The organism is Paenibacillus sp. NFR01 (assembly GCF_900111565.1).
Taxonomy (GTDB): domain Bacteria; phylum Bacillota; class Bacilli; order Paenibacillales; family Paenibacillaceae; genus Paenibacillus_AQ.
Genome location: NZ_FOIK01000001.1, coordinates 1,866,706 through 1,883,511 on the forward strand (window position 1 = coordinate 1,866,706; position 16,806 = coordinate 1,883,511).

Here is a 16,806-nt window from a genome sequence, read left to right on the forward strand (position 1 = left end):
ACTAAGCTATACTCAACTCTGCTCTACTCGGCTAACTTCACTATACATGATGGCGGCGGCGGTTGGCAACCGCCTTGGCATATAAATTATTGATTTTGGGCCAGATCGGGACGCAGCCGCTTGGCTTCGTTCAGATAGACATGGCGGATCTCCCGCTGCGTTTTGTCGGTATTGACCTGTACCATCAGGCGGATGCAGCGCGGCAGGCTGCCTTTGACCGGAATCTCCACCGAGCACATCAGCGGGACCAGCTCCCAGCCTGCGATCTCGCGGATAGCCCGGGCCGGAAAAGTCGCATCCAAATCTTCGGTCATTGTAATCCACACGCTGCAGATGTCTTCGGCGATGACGTCGTTCTTGTCAACGATCTCACGAAGCAGCGTTACCGTCTCGCGCAAAATCTCGCCTTCTTCATTATTCGTTACGGTCGTCGCTCCGCGAATTCCCCGGTTTACCACGGCTGTTCCTCCTTCTTAAGCAACGCCAGCACCTCGCGCACATCGCTTGGCTGGATGCTGTCGACAATGCTCACCTTGCCGATGGCTTCCGGCACGATGAACGTCATTTGGCCCTCTTTAAACTTCTTGTCATGCATCATCGCTTCCATCAGCTCGTCAATGCCGTATTCCGCCGGCAGGCGAACCGGCAGGTTCAGGGCGGACAACATGGATACGGTATCCGTGTAAATGCTCCGGTCCCTCCCTAGCTTGGCGGCAAGCAGCGCTGCGCCGGCCATACCGATGGCGATCGCTTCGCCATGCAGCAGCGCGCCGTAGCTGCCGACCGCTTCAATGGCATGGCCGATCGTATGGCCCAGATTGAGGATCGCCCGCAGACCCTGCTCCGTTTCATCTTCGCCGACCACGGCCGCTTTGATGCTGCAGCCGCGCTCCAGCGCGTAGCCGAGCGCTTCCGGTTCAAGAGCCAGCAGCTCCTGTGCATGTTCGCGGCACCAATAGGCGAAATCACGGTCCAGAATGAGGCCGTGTTTCACTACCTCGGCCAGGCCGGAAGCTACCTGCCGTGGCGGCAGGGTTGCCAGCGTATCCAGATCATACAGCACCATCGAAGGCTGATAAAAAGCGCCGATCATATTTTTGGCCAGCGGATGGTTAACGGCGACCTTGCCGCCGACGCTGCTGTCATGGGCGAGAATCGTCGTTGGAATCTGCAGGAAGCCGATGCCGCGCATATAGGTCGCCGCAACAAAGCCCGCAAGGTCGCCGACCACGCCGCCGCCGAGCGCCAGCACGGCCGAACGGCGGTCGAGACCGGCCTTGATGGCCGTCGTCACGACGGCTTCGTACATCGCCAGCGACTTGGAGGCTTCGCCGGCCGGGATGACGTGGCTGACCGTCTTGTAGCCTTGGTCCGCCAGGGATTTCTCCGCCGCGGCCAGAAAACGCGGTGCCACTTCACTGTCGCTGACGATCAACAGCGGACTGCGCGGCGGGTAACCCGCTTCCTTGCAGCGCGCTCCGAGCTCTCCGAGCAATCCGCTGCCGATATAGATAGGGTAGGAGCGTTCACCGAGCTCAACGGTGATCTGCCGTACCATTAGTAGTTCTCCAGCTGCGCCAGGTAGCTGTTGTAGTTCGCGCGGATTTCCTCCATGGAATCTCCGCCGAATTTGTCCAGAAACGCTTTGGCGATTTCAAAAGCGACCACGTTCTCCAAAACGACGCAGGCTGCCGGCACCGCGCAGGCATCCGAACGCTCGACCTGGGCGGTGAACGGTTCCTTCGTGTCGATGTCCACGCTTTGCAGCGGTTTGTAAAGCGTCGGAATCGGCTTCATCACCCCGCGTACGACGACAGGCATGCCGTTGGTCATGCCGCCTTCGAAGCCGCCCAGCCGGTTGCTTGCCCGGTGGTAGCCCTTTTGCGCTTCGTAGAGAATCTCGTCATGCACTTCGGAGCCGCGCAGCTTGCCCGCTTCGAAGCCGATGCCGATCTCCACGCCTTTGAACGCATTAATCGACATGACCGCGCCCGCGATGGCGCCGTCCAGCTTGCGGTCGGACTGCACATGGCTGCCGAGACCGATCGGCAGGCCTTCGACGATGCATTCCACGATGCCGCCGACGGAGTCGCCTTCTTCCTTGATCTGGTCTATGTAGGCTTCCATTTTCTTTTCCGTCTCCGGATCGACGACTCTCACGGAAGATTCTTCCGTCACCTTGATCAGTTCATCCAGCGGCAGGTTGTTCGCCGGGGCTTCGATCTCTCCGATGCGGATGACCTGTCCGCCGATCTTGACGCCGAAAGCCGCCAGCAGTTGCCGCGCTACAGCGCCTACTGCTACCCGGGCCGCCGTTTCACGGGCGCTGGAGCGCTCCAGCACGTTCCGCAGGTCGGTATGGTTGTACTTGAGTCCGCCGTTCAGGTCGGCATGGCCGGGACGCGGCCGGTGCACCCGGCGTTTCTCTTCATCGCTGCCCTCAATGGGCTCGATGTTCATAATATTTCTCCAGTGGGTCCAGTCCTTGTTCTCGACCACCAGGGCAACGGGAGCACCCGTCGTATACCCGTGGCGCACGCCGCCGACTATGCTGGCTGTGTCCTTTTCGATCTGCATGCGGCGCCCGCGGCCGTAGCCCTTCTGGCGTCTCAGCAGCTGAAAATTCAATTCCTCGAAATCCAACGTCAGGTTGCTTGGAAGTCCTTCAATAATAGCCGTCAGCTGGGGACCGTGCGTTTCCCCCGCCGTCAAATAGCGTAAACTCATGCTGCGCTCCCCCTTCACACTTTCAAACTGTAAACCGCTAAAATGTTAAATATCTTTGCTCATTATAGTATAGCGCACCGGCTTTGACAAGAAAGGGCAGGTTCCGGTTCAGTGTCCGGGAAATATTTCTCGCTGCGGCCGTACAAAATATTCCATTCATCCTTTCATCCGCAACGGCGGTCTCATTCCATGAAAAAAAAAGCCCCCATCCGCTAATCTAGCGGATGGGGGCTTCCCTATACTCCGGCAGGCGTACGATCCGCCTTAGCCGCCGATCTTCCGGCCGCGCGGCGGCTCTGCCGGCTTATCGTCTTCCAGCTGCAGCAGGCTCTGCAGCTGCGCTTCATCCATCCCGAGAATCTGCCCGCATTCGCGGGCGGTCAGAAAGCCGCGTTTGTACGCGGCCAGAACTTTGCTTTTGTCCATTGCTGTACTCGACCTTTCGCATCGGCTTAGGCTTGGCAGTATCTGTTACCAGTATCGCCGAACATCAGGCAAGCGTATACGCGGGCGGGCAAGCAACAACGCGGCAAGTCCTTGAACTATTTTTTACGGTAAAAGAACGTCTCCGTCGATTCAAACCCGTATTGGGATGGCGTAAAAATCTGCTCCGTGCTGCCGACGAACAAATAGCCGCCGGGACGCAGCGCCGCCGCGAATTTGTGATACAGCTTATGCTTCGCCTCTTCCGTGAAATAGATCATCACATTGCGGCAGATAATGAGGTCGTAGCCGGTATCAAACTTGTCCGTCAGCAGGTTCTGCTTGCGGTATTCGATATTCCGTTTCAGCTCCTCGCTCACTTTGAACATCGGCCCTTCGGGCTTGAAGTAGCGCGCGGCGACATCCGTCGGAACATCCTTGAGCGATCGTTCCAGATAGAGGCCCTGCTTCGCCTTAGCCAAAGCGCCGTCGTCGATGTCCGTGGCAGTGATGCCGGTCTGGGACAAGATCCCTTTATCCTGAAGGATCATCGCCAGCGTATACGGTTCTTCGCCCGTCGAGCAGGCGGCGCTCCACAGCTTCAACTTGCGCCCCGAACGCTGTAGCTCCGGGAGGATGATGTCCCGCAGCACCTCCCAGCGGTTCGGGTTGCGCCAAAATTCCGAAACGTTGATCGTCATGCGGTCCAAAAATTCGTAGAACAACGCTTTGTCTTTCATCATCGCGGCAAAAAAGTCGGCAAACGACCCGTAGCCGTTCTTCATGCGCAGCGTCGTCAGCCGCCGTTTCATCTGCGCTTCCTTGTATTCCGCAAGGTCGATGCCTGTGCTTTGTTTGATATTATGGATAAAGCCTAAGTAATCGGGGTCCACCGCCGAAGTCTCTTCGCGTTCAATCATGCTATCCCTGCTTCCCGCCCGGCGTTACATCCAGGCTGCGATGTCTTTTTTGTAGCTGACCAGTTCGTCCGTCGCAAAAAAATTCGCAATTTCGCGCGCTGCGCTTTCCGGAGAATCGGAACCGTGAATCAGGTTCAGCGGGGTATGGCTGGCGTAATCGCCGCGGATCGTGCCGGGCAAGGCTTCGCCGACTTTGGTTTTGCCGATAAGCAGACGTGACAACGCAATGACGTCATCGCCTTCCCATACCATCGCAAACACCGGTCCCGAAGTAATAAAGCTGACCAGTTCAGGGAAAAAATCTTTGCCTTCATGTTCGGCGTAATGCCGTTTGGCCTGCTCTTCCGTCACGGAAATCAGCTTGGCTGCAACCAGCTTAAAGCCTTTGTCTTCCAGACGGGCTACGATGCGCCCGATTAAGCCGCGCTGTACGCCGTCCGGTTTGATCATCAGATACGTTTGTTCCATAGAGCCACTCTCCAGTGCGGTTTTTTTGATCTTACCAGAAAGCTTGCCTTCTGTGAACGCCCATTTTTCCGGGCATATCCTTAATAAGCGCGGCCGGTCACAAAATAAGCGATATCGCGCAAATTCTTCTTCATCCGGTTGGCCGGAAGCGCCTCCAGCGCGGCCAGCGCCTTATCGATATAACGGCCGGCCAGCTGTTCGGCGCGGGCGATGCCGTCGCCACTGAGGATCATATCGACCGCACGGCCGACCCCGCTTTGCCCGGTGCGGATCAGGACCAGCTCTTTCTGCAGTTCGTCGCGCAGACGTTCGTCCTCCAGCGTATAAATGACCGGCAGCGTGATGTTGCCCTGCCGCATATCGCTGCCCGGCGGCTTTCCGATTTGCTTCTCCGTGCCCGACAGGTCGAGCAAATCGTCGCGGATCTGGAAAGCCATGCCGACATTGTAGCCGTAATTATACAAAAGCCGCGCCGACTCCGGTTCGGCATCCGCCGCGAGAGCCCCAAGCTGGCAGCTGATGGCGATCAGCAGCGCTGTTTTGCGGCGGATCCGCCGCAGATAATGGCGTACGCTCTGCCCGCTGTTGAAGAAATCGCGGATCTGTTCCATCTCTCCGATGGACATTTCCACCATCGCCCGCGACAGGATTTGATGCACGCGCGGATGTCTCAGTTCCGACGTCATCACCAGGGCTTTCGCGTAAATATAATCGCCGGTGTACATGGCGATTTTGTCGCCCCACTTCGCCTTGACGGTCGGTTCGCCGCGCCGCAGGTCGGCGTCGTCGATCACGTCGTCATGGACGAGAGAAGCGCTGTGGATCAGCTCGAGCGGAATGGCAACGCGCTTCAGCTTCTCCAGGTCATAGGTGCCGAATTTGCCGCCCATCAGCACAAATACCGGGCGCAGCCGTTTGCCTCCTGCCTTCAGCAGATGCAGCGAGGTCTCCGTCAGCAGATCGTCGTCGCCCTGCACGCTGCGGTAGAGTTCTTTTTCAATATGGTCCATATCTCTGTTAAGCGTGCCAAACATTGGTATACGTTTCATTCTTTCACCCGCGTCAGCAAATTGTGGCTCCAAAGCTCCATGTTCACTTCCTGCGGCAGCAGGCCCATGTCATAGGCATAGCGGAAATAGAGTTTCAGACCTTCCTGCTGCCTTTCCCCAAAGTCATAACATAAATTACGGAAATAATGCTCCCAGTAGGCCGGGCTTCCCCCATGCATCAGCCGCGCCTCCTGAATGATCGGGGCCAGTTCGGATCGGCCGCGCCGCTTGCTCTCCCGCAGCGCCGCGGCAATGGCCGCGATTTCTTCCGGCCGCTCCCGGGCCGCATCACGGTTGACCGCCCAGACGGCAAAGGTCATGCCGAGTCCGGTCCATTCCTTCCAGAGCGCGCCGAGATCGGTCACGAAATAATCTCCCGGGCGCCAAGACGCTTTGATCGCGCTGTCGCCGATCAGCAGGCATGCATCGGCTTGTGCCATCATCAAGTCCAGATCCGGGTCCATGGTAACGTATTCCGGCTTGCCGCCCAGCGCCTTCTCCAGCAAAATCCTGAGCAGGTTTACCGAAGTCGCGGATGTATTCGTCAAGGCGATTTTGCCGTTTTTGACCTCCGAAAGCGGCTGCCGCGAGAACAGCAGGATCGATTGCACCGGCCCGTCCGCACTGACCGACAAATCCGGCAGCAGCAGGAGCCGGTCGCTCGCGGCGGCATACGCGAAGGAGGACAACGCTCCGACATGGATGCTTCCCTCAGCCATACCGCGGTTCAGCACCGCCGGCACTTCGCTGACCATTTCTGCGTCAAAGCCGAGATGCTCCGGTTCAAAATAATGAAATACCGGCCACGAGTTGGTATAGCTGATTTTTCCGATTACGGTCTTTTCCGGCTGCATCATTCTTCATCCTCTCCCCATCTGCGGAATAGACCGTGTTCCAGCCGCAGGCTGTCCAGCACCTTGCCGACCATAAAATTCACGAGATCGTCCACCGTCTCCGGCTTATGGTAAAACGCCGGCATCGCCGGAATCAGCTTGACGCCGAGCCGGGCGAGCTTCAGCATATTTTCCAGATGGATCGCATGCAGCGGCGTTTCACGGGGCACGAGGACCAGCGGACGCCCTTCCTTCAGCATGACGTCCGCGGCACGGGTCAGCAGATTGTCGGAACTGCCACTGGCTACAGCAGACAGTGTTCCCATCGAGCAAGGCATGATAATCATTCCTTCGGTCCGGAACGAACCGCTGGCAATGGAAGCGCCGATATCCTGAACCGGGTGATAACGCAGAGAACCGGGATAGCCCTTGAACTTCTCGTTCAAAAAGCCTTCCCGGTCGGTTACTGCGAAGCCAAGCTCTTCCTTAAACACGCGCCAGCCCGCATTGCTGACGACCAGGTGCACGGCATGTCCCATCGACAGCAGCGTTTCCGTCAGCCGGATGCCGTAGATTCCGCCGCTTGCGCCGGTAATGCCGACCACATAGTGTTTGCTGTGCTCCGCCATCAGTAGAACCGCACCACCAGATCAATCAAAGTAAACGAGAACATCACGATGCTGAGTACGCCGTTCATCGTAAAGAATGCGGTTTGCAAACGGCTCAGGTCGCTCGGCGACACGATGTGATGCTCATAGAACAAAATGATGTAGGCAATCAGGAGGCCGGCCACGTACCACCAGCTGAGGTCAGTCAGGAACAACAGCGTCACGAAGCCGAGCCCGGTAACGATATGGAACGCTTTGGCAATGATCAGCGATTTGGCGACGCCGAAACGAACCGGAATGGAATGCAGTCCCTCTTTGCGGTCGAAATCGACGTCCTGGCAAGCATAAATGACGTCAAAGCCGGCGATCCAGAACATGATGGTAAAATAAAACACCATCGCCGCCCAGTCCACTTTGCCGGTCACGGCTACCCAGCCGCCAAGCGGCGCAAGCGCAATCGTCAGGCCGAGGAACAGGTGGCAAGCCCAGGTAAACCGTTTGGTAAAAGAATAGAAAACAAGAAAAAATACGGCAATCGGCAGCAATTTGGCCGACAGCGGATTAAGGTTAAATGCCGCCAGAAAAAGCAAGGCGAAGGAGAAAACAACAAACAACGCGACTTCGCCGACCTTGAGCAGCCCTGCAGGAATCGCCCGCCCCGCCGTCCGCGGGTTTTTGGCGTCGCTGATCCGGTCGATTAGCCGGTTCAGGCCCATCGCCGCGCTGCGCGCGCCGAACATGGCTACGGCTACCCATCCGATCTGCGCCCAGGTGGGCAGTGCGCCGTACATGACGACGGAACCAAGAAGTGCGCCCATAAAGGCGAACGGCAAGGCAAATACAGTGTGTTCAAATTTGATCATTTGCAGAAAAATGCCGGCTTTTTTAATCATTACAGCTCTCCTTGCGCCCAATATGTAATGCCGCGATACCGCCTGTCAGCGGGTAGGATTCGACATCCTTCAGTCCCCGCTCGCGGAAAATCGCCGCAAGCTGCGCTCGGTCCGGGAACAAGGCCAGCGATTCAGGAAGCCATTTGTACTGTTCATAACGTTTGGCAAACAATTTACCGAGAAGCGGCAGAACCTTTTCGAAATAAAAATAATAAAGTCCCTTAAACGGCTGTTTCATCGGCTTGGACAACTCCAGGCAGACCACCATGCCGCCCGGCTTCACCACCCGTTTCATTTCATTCAGCACCTGTACAGGATCGGGAACGTTGCGCAGCCCGAAGCCGATCGTAGCGTAATCGAACGAGTTATCGCCGAACGGCAGCGCCATCGCATTGCCCTGAACTAGCGTGATTTGCTGCGCCAATCCGCGCGCCTCCACCTTGCGGCGTCCCACCTCAAGCATGCCTGCGCTGAAATCGAGGCCCATGATCTGCCCGGTCCCGCTCTCTTCCGCAAGAGCAATGCTCCAGTCGCAGGTGCCGCAGCATAAATCAACCGCGGTATCCCCGCGCTTCATCGCCATCTTGCGCATTGTAAAGCTGCGCCAAGCCTTATGGCGGCGGAAGCTTAATATATCGTTCATCAGATCGTATTTTCCGGCAATGCTTTCAAATACGGAGTGGACGTACTGTTCTTTCGGCTTGATGCCCTGTTCGCCTGCGGCACCTGTTTTCTCTGCACTCATCGCTACCCCTCCATTGCGGCAAGACCGGATATTTTGACCTGCTGGTACAGACGGTCAAACACGCCGCCAAGCTCAGCCGAGAGCGCTTCGTCTTTAATCCCCGCAAGCAGTCCCTGAATCGACTTCAGCGAGCCGTGCAGCTTGTCCCGCAGCAGGGAATCGCATTTGTATTTCAGCTTGAGCATCTTCCATTCCTTCGCTGCAAGCTCACCGCTCCGCAGCTGAGCCTGCTCTTCTTCCGATCCCGTCTCCAGCACCATCCAGTAACAGAAGCCTTCCCGGGCGCCCGCCGGATCTTCGGCACGCTGCAGCTCCTGATTCACCGCTTCCACCTGGCTGAACTCAGCCAGCAGCCGCTCATACAGTCCAGCCAGCGGTTCTGGAATCATCGGGATAAACGAAAGAAACAGCCGCATATTCAGCTGTACGGTATACCGCAAATATTGTTCGGCAGAGAGCAGCATGTCCCGCATTTTGCCGTAAAGCCGCGCTTTCATCACGTTCACATCGGCAATGGCCGCGCTTAAGACCCCGATCATTTCAATCTGCTCCTGCTTGGCCAGCAGGTGGTAAAACCAGCTGCTGAAATAATCGCCGGCAAGCACCTTCAGTTGGCGCGAACGCATGGCTTCCCCGTCCGGGTCGCCCCCTGAGCGTTCAATCGATTCATGAGTATCCAGTCCGAGCTGCACCAGCGCTGTCGCAAGCGTATACAGCTCGCCATGATTAACGGTGTGCGCTTGCCCGTGGCTCAAAAACGTATATAACAAATGGCCGCGCCCAGCGGATAACGGCGGCAATTCCGTATGCCGCTGAATCATGTCGTAGCCGGTATAGGAAGTAGCTAATTGCGGTATGCGGTACGGTTTCATTTCAGCCTCCGAAGCCTTTGAAGTAACTTTCAATATCATTGTTCACATCTTGTCTATTATATCACATGTTATTTGCGCACGCACGATAAGGGCTTTTAGTTTCTTTTACCCATTTTAAGGATAAATGAACTGCTTGCGCCACAGCTCGCTTTCGCTGATCCGGAACTGGCGGCGCAGCGCTTCCGGCAGCGGCCGGTTCCCGGCTTCTCTCAGTCTTCCAAGTCCCTCGGAAGACCATTCGCTGCGCCGGATATCCCCTGCCAGCAGCAGCCGGCGGCTGTCCAGCCACTTATCATCGACTAAGACCCGCAGCAGCAGCTGCTCCACATTGGCCGTATCTTGAAAGGCAAAGCCGATAGCCTCCGCCATATTGCGGTATAGTTCCTCAGGCTCATGGTCGTTCCCGGTCACTTTGAGATCCAGCGTCAGCACCCCCGCCTTCCAGCCGGCGCTGTCGATCGGCAGCGTAAAGGGAACGTCAGCCAGCCGGTCGACCAGATTGTCGTCCCGGAGAATCGCTCCCTCCGCACCCAATGCCTGCACCTCGCCGGGCGGCATCAAAGCCGCAGGGGCAAGCCCGGCCAATGCCGGAAGGATGGAGGCCGAGGCCACCGCCAAGAATAATGTCGCTCCGATTAACCCGCCGCGCTTCATCGTCCGCCCTCCCTTTCCAGCGTATCCGGGCCGTCCCGCGAATATCCGCACATGCCGGGCCGGCCTATATTTAGTTATATTTTGCAAAAAAGCAGGCTATGCCTGCTTCCTCAGCTTTCGCTCTCCAGTTGTCCGTGTTTGGTCCAGATCTCCGCTTTGCCGCGGATCTTCATGGCCGAGGTATGATCGGTGAATTGAGCGATCAGCACTTCGCCTTTATCCAGCTTTTCGGTATGGTGGAACCGCGTATCGTGGCCGCGTGTCAGCCCGATGACCTGAACGCCGCTTTCCTTTGCCTTAACCACGATATAATCGCTGCCCGCAGGCGCAGGGTTTGCACCGCTGTTTTTTTCATTCATACAGGTCGGCCTCCTCTAAAATATCCCCAGAAACTAAAAAATCCTATTCTTTAAAAATAAATGCCGCCTTGAAGGGCGGCATCGCAGTTTCGCGGAAAGACTATAGGATCGATATGTAGAAATCTCTATTTGATTCCGTCTTTAAGCGCTTTGCCAGGTTTGAATGCAGGCACCTTGCTGGCAGGGATTTCGATTTCTTCGCCGCTTTGCGGGTTACGTCCTTTACGGGCGGAGCGCTCACGCACCTCAAAGTTTCCGAATCCAACCAGTTGTACCTTGTCGCCGCTTTGCAGAGCGTTAGTGATAGCTTCAAAAACAGCCTCAACCGCTTTGGTAGCGTCTTTCTTAGGAAGTTCGGTTGCTTCTGTTACCACATTGATCAGATCTGATTTATTCATGTCTTTTCACCTCCCCGGACAAATATCCACTATCATACACTGTTTCCGTTTCAATGCAAAATATACGTGCTAATCTCGTGAAATACGGGCTACCAGCGCGATTCTAGCTTGAAGCGCAACAAACTTATAGTAATACAGCACATCTATAATTTCAAGGCGCAGGCGCAAAAAAGAGCAGAAAGACTCATACTTTGCTGATTATGCGCAAAATAAGCCCATACAGTGGAGTAGGCGCATACTGACCATAAATGCCAAAAAGGCGGGCCATAATGGCCCGCTCTCTGGAATCAAAGTTATCTCTTTTACAAAATGATAGCGATCAGTCCGCCCGAGCCTTCGTTGATGATCCGGCCCAGCGTCTCCTGCAGTTTGTAGCGCGCGTTGTCCGGCATCATGGCGATCTTGCCTTGAATGCCTTCGCGCACGATGGAGTGCAGCGACCGGCCGAAAATATCGGATTCCCAAATCTTGATCGGGTCGTTCTCGAAATCCTGCATCAGGTAGCGCACAAGCTCCTCGCTCTGCTTTTCCGTACCGATGATCGGAGAGAATTCAGACTCGACATCGACGCGGATCATATGGATCGACGGTGCAGTCGCTTTCAGCCTTACGCCGAAGCGCGAGCCCTGCCGGATCAGCTCCGGTTCATCCAGCGCCATTTCCGCCAGCGTCGGCGCAGCGATGCCGTAGCCGGTCGTCTTCACCATTTCGAGCGCTTCGGAGAAACGGTCGTATTCGCGTTTGGCATGCGAGAACTCCTGCATCAGCTGGAGCAGATGATCCTTGCCGCGGATTTCAACGCCGACGACCTCCATCAGCACCTGATCGTACAGCTCTTCCGGCGCAAACAGGTCGATTTCGGCAACCCCTTGCCCCATATTCATCCCGCTCAGGCCGGCGCGGTCGATGAAATCATATTGCGTAAACTGGGCGACCAGACGGTCAACATCGCGCAGACGGCGGATGTCCTTGACCGTATCGCGGACCGAATTTTCATAGCTGCTCCGCAGCCAGTGGTTTTCGTTCAGCACCATAACCCAGCTTGGGAGATTTACGTTGACCTCATGCACAGGAAATTCGTACAGCACTTCGCGCAGCACGCCGGTAACATCGTCTTCGGACATGTTCGCCGCGCTCAGCGTCATGACCGGAATATCGTATTTCAGTGCCAGCTCGCTGCGGAGCAGCTGCGCTTCTTCGCTGCGCGGCCGGGTCGAGTTGATGACCAGCACGAACGGCTTGCCTACCTCTTTTAACTCGGCGATGACGCGCTCCTCGGAGTCGATATACGAGCTCCGCGGGATTTCCGCGATCGTTCCGTCGGTCGTTACCACGACGCCGAGCGTGGAATGCTCCTGAATGACCTTGCGTGTACCGATTTCGGCCGCTTCCTGGAACGGAATCGGCTCTTCGAACCACGGCGTCGAAATCATCCGCGGGCCGTTTTCGTCCTCGTAGCCTTTAGCGCCGTCCACGGCGTAGCCGACACAATCGACGAGGCGCACATTGACCTCCAGGCCTTCGGCGACCTTGATCTGCACCGCATTGTTCGGCACGAATTTCGGCTCGGTAGTCATGATCGTTTTGCCCGCCGCGCTTTGCGGGAGCTCATCGACCGCGCGGACCCGGTCCGCTTCGCTGGTGATGTTCGGAAGCACCACCGTCTCCATGAAGCGCTTGATGAATGTCGATTTTCCCGTGCGAACCGCGCCGACGACGCCAAGATAGATGTCTCCGCCGGTACGCTCGGCAATGTCCTTGAAAATATCCACTTTTTCCAAAAGAGATCCCCTCCTCATATACTTCCGAAAAAATGCTTGAAGAGCATCGACTTCGCGTTCCACAGCAGAGTCTTTCGCCCCGCGCTAACCCGGAATGCTCGGACATGCATTTGGACTAGTATCATCATATGTATCCGAAATGGATTTATGACCTGACGCAATGCGCAAATTGCAGGAATTTCCCGCCCTTGCGCTGCGCGCTGCAGTATGCTCCGGCGCCCGGAAGCCTTCTCATCAAACATATGAACGTCGATAGGAGAGTAGAACCTGTTTTGAAAAAAAGCTGGACTTCCCGTCAATCTCCCGTTTGCGGCACGGGCGAGCCTTGAATCCAGCGGTACGGCAGCGATTTGGCCGGCACATAATAGGAGGCCTGCGTAAGCTCCTGGCGCAGATCCTCATCCTCCGCCGGCTCCGAGCCGTTCTTCTGGATAGCGGTTATAATATCCTCGGCATAATCGGCATAGACGCCTCCTGAGCCGTCCATCAGCAGCGTCAGCGGGCGCTGCGAATACACGCTGGCCAGTTTGGCCTGGCGTTGCTTCAGCTTCCCGTAATCAATAGCGAACAGCCCCGGGTACAGCTCCTCTTCCAGCGGGAGGGAGCCGCCGTGCGACATGCGGTAGCGCTGCACCTCGCGCTGCACGTCGTTTACGGCCTGGACCGTGACCAGGTCTATTAGCTTGACGGTCGGGGCGGTTTCTTCATCCTGCAGCAGAAAATAAGCGCTGCCGCCCTTCTCGAACGCCGCCGACGGAATTTCATCCAAGTACCCTTCGCGGTGCAGCTTGTCCAGATCGATGCGGAACTTCTCGTAACGCGGCACGCTCTGGTCACTGTTCTCGATCGGCAGCAGCCCGGTTGCCTGCTGGTATTGGTCCACCGCATCCTGCACCAGCATCACGCTTTGCCGGTAGCTGCCCGGCGAATGCGTCTCCTCCCGGTACATGCAGCCGGTTGTACCAGCCGCCAGAAGCAGCAGGACAAGCGCAAGCAAACGCCTTGACCTTCCGTTCATGCGCTGTTCCCCCTTGTATAAGCCTGTCTATTTGCCTGCGGAGCCGGCACCGGATCTCCGTTCAGTAGCGTCTCGATCTGCGGCTGCAGCTGCCGCTCCAGCCTGTTCGCTGCGAGCAGGCCGCGCAGCAGCGGCACATGCGCCCGCGGATTGCCGCGAATGAGCGCGGCAATCGCGGCAGCGCGGTCCAGCCGGCCGCGGAGCAGGCTGTAGATCAGTTCATGGGCCGCCGGCATTAACCCGACGGTCAGCCCCCCGGGCAGCCCGCAGAGCGGCCCAAACGGCTGCAGCGATTTCACTTGCACCCGGTACTGCAGCGGGGCGCTGCCGATCTCGAAGCCGCATACCAGTTCGACCTGCACGCCTTCCACGACATACCCGCTGCGCAGCGAATAGCAGCCGCCGCCGTAATCCTCCACCGGTTGTCCCGCCGCATAGGGGCTCAGGGCCTGATGCAGCTCCTCCGCATCCTCAGGATCGGCGAACAGATCGACATCGCGCGGCTGTGCCGAGAGCGCTATTCCCTGAAGCAGCAGACCGCAGCTCCCGCCAAGCAGCCAGGCCGGCGGATGCTGCAGCCCGTTCAATTTCTCCGCAAGACCGACAATCGCCTTGCGGATTCCGTAAGTCAGTTCATTTCCATCCATCCCAACATGCCTCCGTCCCTGCAAAATCGTCCAGCGATTCTTCCAGTACAACGTCTGCCTGAATTCATGTAAATGCTTACATAATTGAAGCGGCCCCGCCAAGGAACCCGATCAGCATAATCACGAACGCCAGCACGGACAAGAGCGCCCGCACCCAGCCTTTCGTTTTGCTCCGCGCAAAGGTAATCAAAAACACGGAACAGCCCATTACCAGGATTGCGATCAGCGAAAGCCACATCTTCGTCATCGGGTCCATGAATCGATAGCCTCCCATCAGCCTGCTTTTTTTGGATATTATAGCATGATCTGCGGCGGCCCCGGAAATATATACTTTCTTCTAATGCCAAACGCCAAAAAGGCCAACAACGCAGAAGACCCCGGAGGATCTTGCGGCTGTTGGCCGGCCGTACGCAAACGCTATTTTTTCATGATCAATTTCATCAATGATTCCATGGTTCCCGATGTTGCGCCGCCTTTTTTGACCGTGTTGACGATCTCCTGGATCGTCTCTTCGGTAACCGGCACTTTCGCCATGGCCGAGACCTGCTTGATTAACTGGCGGAGCTGGGCTTCGCTTTGCATGGTGCTCGGTTTCACCGTGCTGGCCAGTTTTTTAACCGCGCCCGGCGTAATGTTTTTGCCCGTTTTTTTGTTGATCGCGTTCAGTGCGTCCTTGCCAAAATCTTTGCTCACTCTTCATCCCTCCTCCGGCAATCCCCATTACAACATATGAGGCCCTCCGGCAAAAGGTGAAGGGAATCAGGAATGCCACTGCTCCCAGGTTTCCTGCGAGATGGCTTCCATTTCCGTCTTGCGGTCCCGGCCCATCAGCGCCTCCACCGCGCTGCGCGGCGACCGCCCTTTGAACAGCACATGATAAATCTGATCGGTAATCGGCATCTGCACTCCGAGGCTGCGGGAGAAGGCGTATGCGGCTTCCGTCGTGCGGATGCCTTCAACGACCATGCCCATCGACTCCAGCACTTCCGGCAGCGGTTTGCCCTGCCCCAGCATGGAGCCGGCCCGCCAGTTCCGGCTGTGGCGGCTTGTCGCGGTTACGACAAGGTCTCCAAGACCCGCAAGCCCGGAGAAAGTCAACGGATTGGCTCCGAGTTCCACGCCCACGCGGGAGATCTCGGCCAGACCGCGGGTCAGCAGCGCGGCTTTGGCGTTATCGCCGTACCCGAGCCCATCGGACATGCCGGTTCCCAAGGCAATAATGTTCTTGAGCGCCCCGGCAAGTTCGACGCCAACCTGGTCGCGGTTCGTATACACGCGGAAATCGTTATTGATCAGCAGCTCCTGCGCCTCGGCGGCCCGCTCGAGATCCAGCGAAGCTACGACGACGGTCGTCGGGCATTTGCGGACGACTTCCTCCGCATGGCTTGGTCCGGAGAGGACGACGACTTGTTCCTCAGGCATTTCCAACTCTTCGGCAATGACCGTGGACATCCGCTTACGGGTGTCCTTCTCAAAGCCTTTGGTCGCATGGATCACCAGCATATCCTTATGCCAGAACGGCTTCAGGCTGCGGGAGACCTCGCGCATCGCCGACGACGGCGCAACGATCAATACGGCCTTCGATCCTTCGACGGCAGCCTGCATGTCCGTTGTTGCGATGATGTTATGGGGCAGTGTAGCCCCCGGCAAATAATGTTCGTTCGTATGCGCTTCATTGATTTCGGCGGCTTGCTCCTGCTTGCGCGTCCATAAATGAACTTCGGTATGATTGGCGGCCAGCACGGTAGCCAGCGCCGTTCCCCAGCTGCCTGCCACGAGCACGGTCACTTTCTCAGCCAACGCGCTTCTCCTCCTTTGCTTTGGAACCGATTTTGTTCTCGCGTCCTTGCGAAATCTTCACGATGTTGCTTCGGTGACGCCAAAACGCGAACACGGCGATGATCAGACTCGTCCACAGCACCGGCGGCGTAAAGCCCATGATGAGCAGGAAGACCGGTGTCAGTGCGACGAAGATCAGCGACCCGAGAGATACAAACCGTGTAACGAAGATGGAGAGAATCGCGATCACTCCGGCTGTAAACGCCGGAAGAAAGCACAGCGTCGCCATGACCCCGATGGTCGTGGCAATGCCTTTGCCGCCGCGGAAATGGAAATAGAGCGGCCAGTTATGCCCGATAATCGCGGCGATGCCGCAAAGCGCAGCGGTCCAGCCGCCAAAGCCGCCGACCCATGTCCCGAGCCAGACGGCGGCGATGCCTTTCAGCACGTCCAGCGCCAACACCAGAATGGCCGGACCCTTGCCGAGCACCCGCAGCGTATTGGTCGCGCCTGCATTGCCGCTGCCGTAATTACGGATGTCGATTCCTTTAAACAGCCGGGCATACAACACACTGAAGCTGACAGAGCCCAGCAAATAGCTGATTACGATTACCAGAAGATCTAACGCCACT

General features: G+C 57.0%; 22 protein-coding genes. All 22 read right to left on the reverse strand.

Features of this window, described 5'->3' with window-relative positions; genetic code table 11:
* Positions 1-86 precede the first annotated feature (86 nt).
* The gene (aroH, locus tag BMW84_RS08620; RefSeq protein WP_091066681.1) at positions 87-458 is read right to left on the reverse strand and encodes a chorismate mutase; all 372 of its coding nucleotides are present in this window, start codon (positions 456-458) and stop codon (positions 87-89) included.
* Positions 452-1,558, reverse strand: a complete 1,107-nt coding sequence (gene aroB / locus BMW84_RS08625; protein WP_091066684.1) for a 3-dehydroquinate synthase — start codon at positions 1,556-1,558, stop codon at positions 452-454. The genes aroH and aroB overlap by 7 nt, the downstream gene beginning before the upstream one ends.
* Complete coding sequence (gene aroC / locus BMW84_RS08630; protein WP_091066686.1) at positions 1,558-2,727, reverse strand: chorismate synthase; 1,170 nt, start codon at positions 2,725-2,727, stop codon at positions 1,558-1,560. The genes aroB and aroC overlap by 1 nt, the downstream gene beginning before the upstream one ends.
* Positions 2,728-2,991: 264 nt before the next feature.
* Positions 2,992-3,153 carry a hypothetical protein gene (locus BMW84_RS24735; RefSeq protein WP_175498708.1) on the reverse strand — a complete coding sequence of 54 codons (162 nt, stop codon included), beginning with the start codon at positions 3,151-3,153 and terminating at the stop codon, positions 2,992-2,994.
* Between the two features lie 116 nt (positions 3,154-3,269).
* Complete coding sequence (locus BMW84_RS08635) at positions 3,270-4,070, reverse strand: CheR family methyltransferase (RefSeq protein ID WP_091066689.1); 801 nt, start codon at positions 4,068-4,070, stop codon at positions 3,270-3,272.
* A gap of 24 nt (positions 4,071-4,094) precedes the next feature.
* On the reverse strand, positions 4,095-4,538 hold the full coding sequence (gene ndk / locus BMW84_RS08640; RefSeq protein WP_091066690.1) for a nucleoside-diphosphate kinase: 444 nt from the start codon (positions 4,536-4,538) through the stop codon (positions 4,095-4,097).
* 80 nt (positions 4,539-4,618) lie between these two features.
* Positions 4,619-5,587: a polyprenyl synthetase family protein gene (locus BMW84_RS08645; protein ID WP_091066693.1), complete on the reverse strand. Its 969-nt coding sequence runs from the start codon at positions 5,585-5,587 to the stop codon at positions 4,619-4,621.
* Positions 5,584-6,444 carry a menaquinone biosynthesis protein gene (locus tag BMW84_RS08650; protein ID WP_091066695.1) on the reverse strand — a complete coding sequence of 287 codons (861 nt, stop codon included), beginning with the start codon at positions 6,442-6,444 and terminating at the stop codon, positions 5,584-5,586. Before BMW84_RS08650 ends, BMW84_RS08645 begins: the two co-directional genes overlap by 4 nt.
* Complete coding sequence (locus BMW84_RS08655; RefSeq protein ID WP_091066697.1) at positions 6,441-7,049, reverse strand: UbiX family flavin prenyltransferase; 609 nt, start codon at positions 7,047-7,049, stop codon at positions 6,441-6,443. The genes BMW84_RS08650 and BMW84_RS08655 overlap by 4 nt, the downstream gene beginning before the upstream one ends.
* Positions 7,049-7,921 (reverse strand): UbiA-like polyprenyltransferase, encoded by an 873-nt coding sequence (locus tag BMW84_RS08660; protein WP_091066699.1) that lies wholly within the window; start codon positions 7,919-7,921, stop codon positions 7,049-7,051. The genes BMW84_RS08655 and BMW84_RS08660 overlap by 1 nt, the downstream gene beginning before the upstream one ends.
* Positions 7,914-8,666, reverse strand: coding sequence for a demethylmenaquinone methyltransferase (locus BMW84_RS08665; RefSeq protein WP_091066701.1), 753 nt, complete (start codon positions 8,664-8,666; stop codon positions 7,914-7,916). Before BMW84_RS08665 ends, BMW84_RS08660 begins: the two co-directional genes overlap by 8 nt.
* 2 nt (positions 8,667-8,668) lie before the next feature.
* Positions 8,669-9,538: a heptaprenyl diphosphate synthase component 1 gene (locus BMW84_RS08670; protein WP_091066703.1), complete on the reverse strand. Its 870-nt coding sequence runs from the start codon at positions 9,536-9,538 to the stop codon at positions 8,669-8,671.
* A 114-nt stretch (positions 9,539-9,652) separates the two neighbouring features.
* Positions 9,653-10,192 carry a hypothetical protein gene (locus tag BMW84_RS08675; RefSeq protein ID WP_091066706.1) on the reverse strand — a complete coding sequence of 180 codons (540 nt, stop codon included), beginning with the start codon at positions 10,190-10,192 and terminating at the stop codon, positions 9,653-9,655.
* Between the two features lie 110 nt (positions 10,193-10,302).
* On the reverse strand, positions 10,303-10,551 hold the full coding sequence (mtrB, locus tag BMW84_RS08680; RefSeq protein WP_091066708.1) for a trp RNA-binding attenuation protein MtrB: 249 nt from the start codon (positions 10,549-10,551) through the stop codon (positions 10,303-10,305).
* Between the two features lie 125 nt (positions 10,552-10,676).
* Complete coding sequence (locus BMW84_RS08685) at positions 10,677-10,949, reverse strand: HU family DNA-binding protein (RefSeq protein ID WP_091066710.1); 273 nt, start codon at positions 10,947-10,949, stop codon at positions 10,677-10,679.
* A 302-nt stretch (positions 10,950-11,251) separates the two neighbouring features.
* Positions 11,252-12,730, reverse strand: coding sequence for a stage IV sporulation protein A (spoIVA, locus tag BMW84_RS08690; protein ID WP_091066713.1), 1,479 nt, complete (start codon positions 12,728-12,730; stop codon positions 11,252-11,254).
* A gap of 295 nt (positions 12,731-13,025) precedes the next feature.
* Positions 13,026-13,748 carry a DUF3939 domain-containing protein gene (locus BMW84_RS08700; protein ID WP_091066718.1) on the reverse strand — a complete coding sequence of 241 codons (723 nt, stop codon included), beginning with the start codon at positions 13,746-13,748 and terminating at the stop codon, positions 13,026-13,028.
* A complete protein-coding gene (locus BMW84_RS08705) occupies positions 13,745-14,395 on the reverse strand; it encodes a hypothetical protein (RefSeq protein ID WP_091066721.1) in 651 nt (216 codons plus the stop codon). The genes BMW84_RS08700 and BMW84_RS08705 overlap by 4 nt, the downstream gene beginning before the upstream one ends.
* A 76-nt stretch (positions 14,396-14,471) precedes the next feature.
* Entirely contained in the window at positions 14,472-14,651 is a 180-nt protein-coding gene (locus tag BMW84_RS08710) for a DUF2768 family protein (RefSeq protein WP_091066724.1), read from the reverse strand.
* A gap of 161 nt (positions 14,652-14,812) precedes the next feature.
* Entirely contained in the window at positions 14,813-15,088 is a 276-nt protein-coding gene (locus BMW84_RS08715) for a stage VI sporulation protein F (RefSeq protein WP_091066726.1), read from the reverse strand.
* A gap of 66 nt (positions 15,089-15,154) precedes the next feature.
* A complete protein-coding gene (locus tag BMW84_RS08720) occupies positions 15,155-16,195 on the reverse strand; it encodes an NAD(P)H-dependent glycerol-3-phosphate dehydrogenase (protein ID WP_091066729.1) in 1,041 nt (346 codons plus the stop codon).
* Positions 16,188-16,805, reverse strand: coding sequence for a glycerol-3-phosphate 1-O-acyltransferase PlsY (gene plsY / locus BMW84_RS08725; protein ID WP_091066732.1), 618 nt, complete (start codon positions 16,803-16,805; stop codon positions 16,188-16,190). Before plsY ends, BMW84_RS08720 begins: the two co-directional genes overlap by 8 nt.
* Between the last annotated feature and the right edge of the window lies 1 nt (position 16,806).

Bases quoted from the DNA above. Each gene is read 5' to 3' on its own strand.
- aroB (WP_091066684.1), bottom strand. From the start codon at position 1,558: ATGGTACGGCAGATCACCGTTGAGCTCGGTGAACGCTCCTACCCTATC.
- aroC (WP_091066686.1), bottom strand. From the start codon at position 2,727: ATGAGTTTACGCTATTTGACGGCGGGGGAAACGCACGGTCCCCAGCTG.
- BMW84_RS24735 (WP_175498708.1), bottom strand. From the start codon at position 3,153: ATGGACAAAAGCAAAGTTCTGGCCGCGTACAAACGCGGCTTTCTGACC.
- BMW84_RS08635 (WP_091066689.1), bottom strand. From the start codon at position 4,070: ATGATTGAACGCGAAGAGACTTCGGCGGTGGACCCCGATTACTTAGGC.
- ndk (WP_091066690.1), bottom strand. From the start codon at position 4,538: ATGGAACAAACGTATCTGATGATCAAACCGGACGGCGTACAGCGCGGC.
- BMW84_RS08645 (WP_091066693.1), bottom strand. From the start codon at position 5,587: ATGAAACGTATACCAATGTTTGGCACGCTTAACAGAGATATGGACCAT.
- BMW84_RS08650 (WP_091066695.1), bottom strand. From the start codon at position 6,444: ATGATGCAGCCGGAAAAGACCGTAATCGGAAAAATCAGCTATACCAAC.
- BMW84_RS08655 (WP_091066697.1), bottom strand. From the start codon at position 7,049: ATGGCGGAGCACAGCAAACACTATGTGGTCGGCATTACCGGCGCAAGC.
- BMW84_RS08660 (WP_091066699.1), bottom strand. From the start codon at position 7,921: ATGATTAAAAAAGCCGGCATTTTTCTGCAAATGATCAAATTTGAACAC.
- BMW84_RS08665 (WP_091066701.1), bottom strand. From the start codon at position 8,666: ATGAGTGCAGAGAAAACAGGTGCCGCAGGCGAACAGGGCATCAAGCCG.
- BMW84_RS08670 (WP_091066703.1), bottom strand. From the start codon at position 9,538: ATGAAACCGTACCGCATACCGCAATTAGCTACTTCCTATACCGGCTAC.
- BMW84_RS08675 (WP_091066706.1), bottom strand. From the start codon at position 10,192: ATGAAGCGCGGCGGGTTAATCGGAGCGACATTATTCTTGGCGGTGGCC.
- mtrB (WP_091066708.1), bottom strand. From the start codon at position 10,551: ATGAATGAAAAAAACAGCGGTGCAAACCCTGCGCCTGCGGGCAGCGAT.
- BMW84_RS08685 (WP_091066710.1), bottom strand. From the start codon at position 10,949: ATGAATAAATCAGATCTGATCAATGTGGTAACAGAAGCAACCGAACTT.
- BMW84_RS08700 (WP_091066718.1), bottom strand. From the start codon at position 13,748: ATGAACGGAAGGTCAAGGCGTTTGCTTGCGCTTGTCCTGCTGCTTCTG.
- BMW84_RS08705 (WP_091066721.1), bottom strand. From the start codon at position 14,395: ATGGATGGAAATGAACTGACTTACGGAATCCGCAAGGCGATTGTCGGT.
- BMW84_RS08710 (WP_091066724.1), bottom strand. From the start codon at position 14,651: ATGGACCCGATGACGAAGATGTGGCTTTCGCTGATCGCAATCCTGGTA.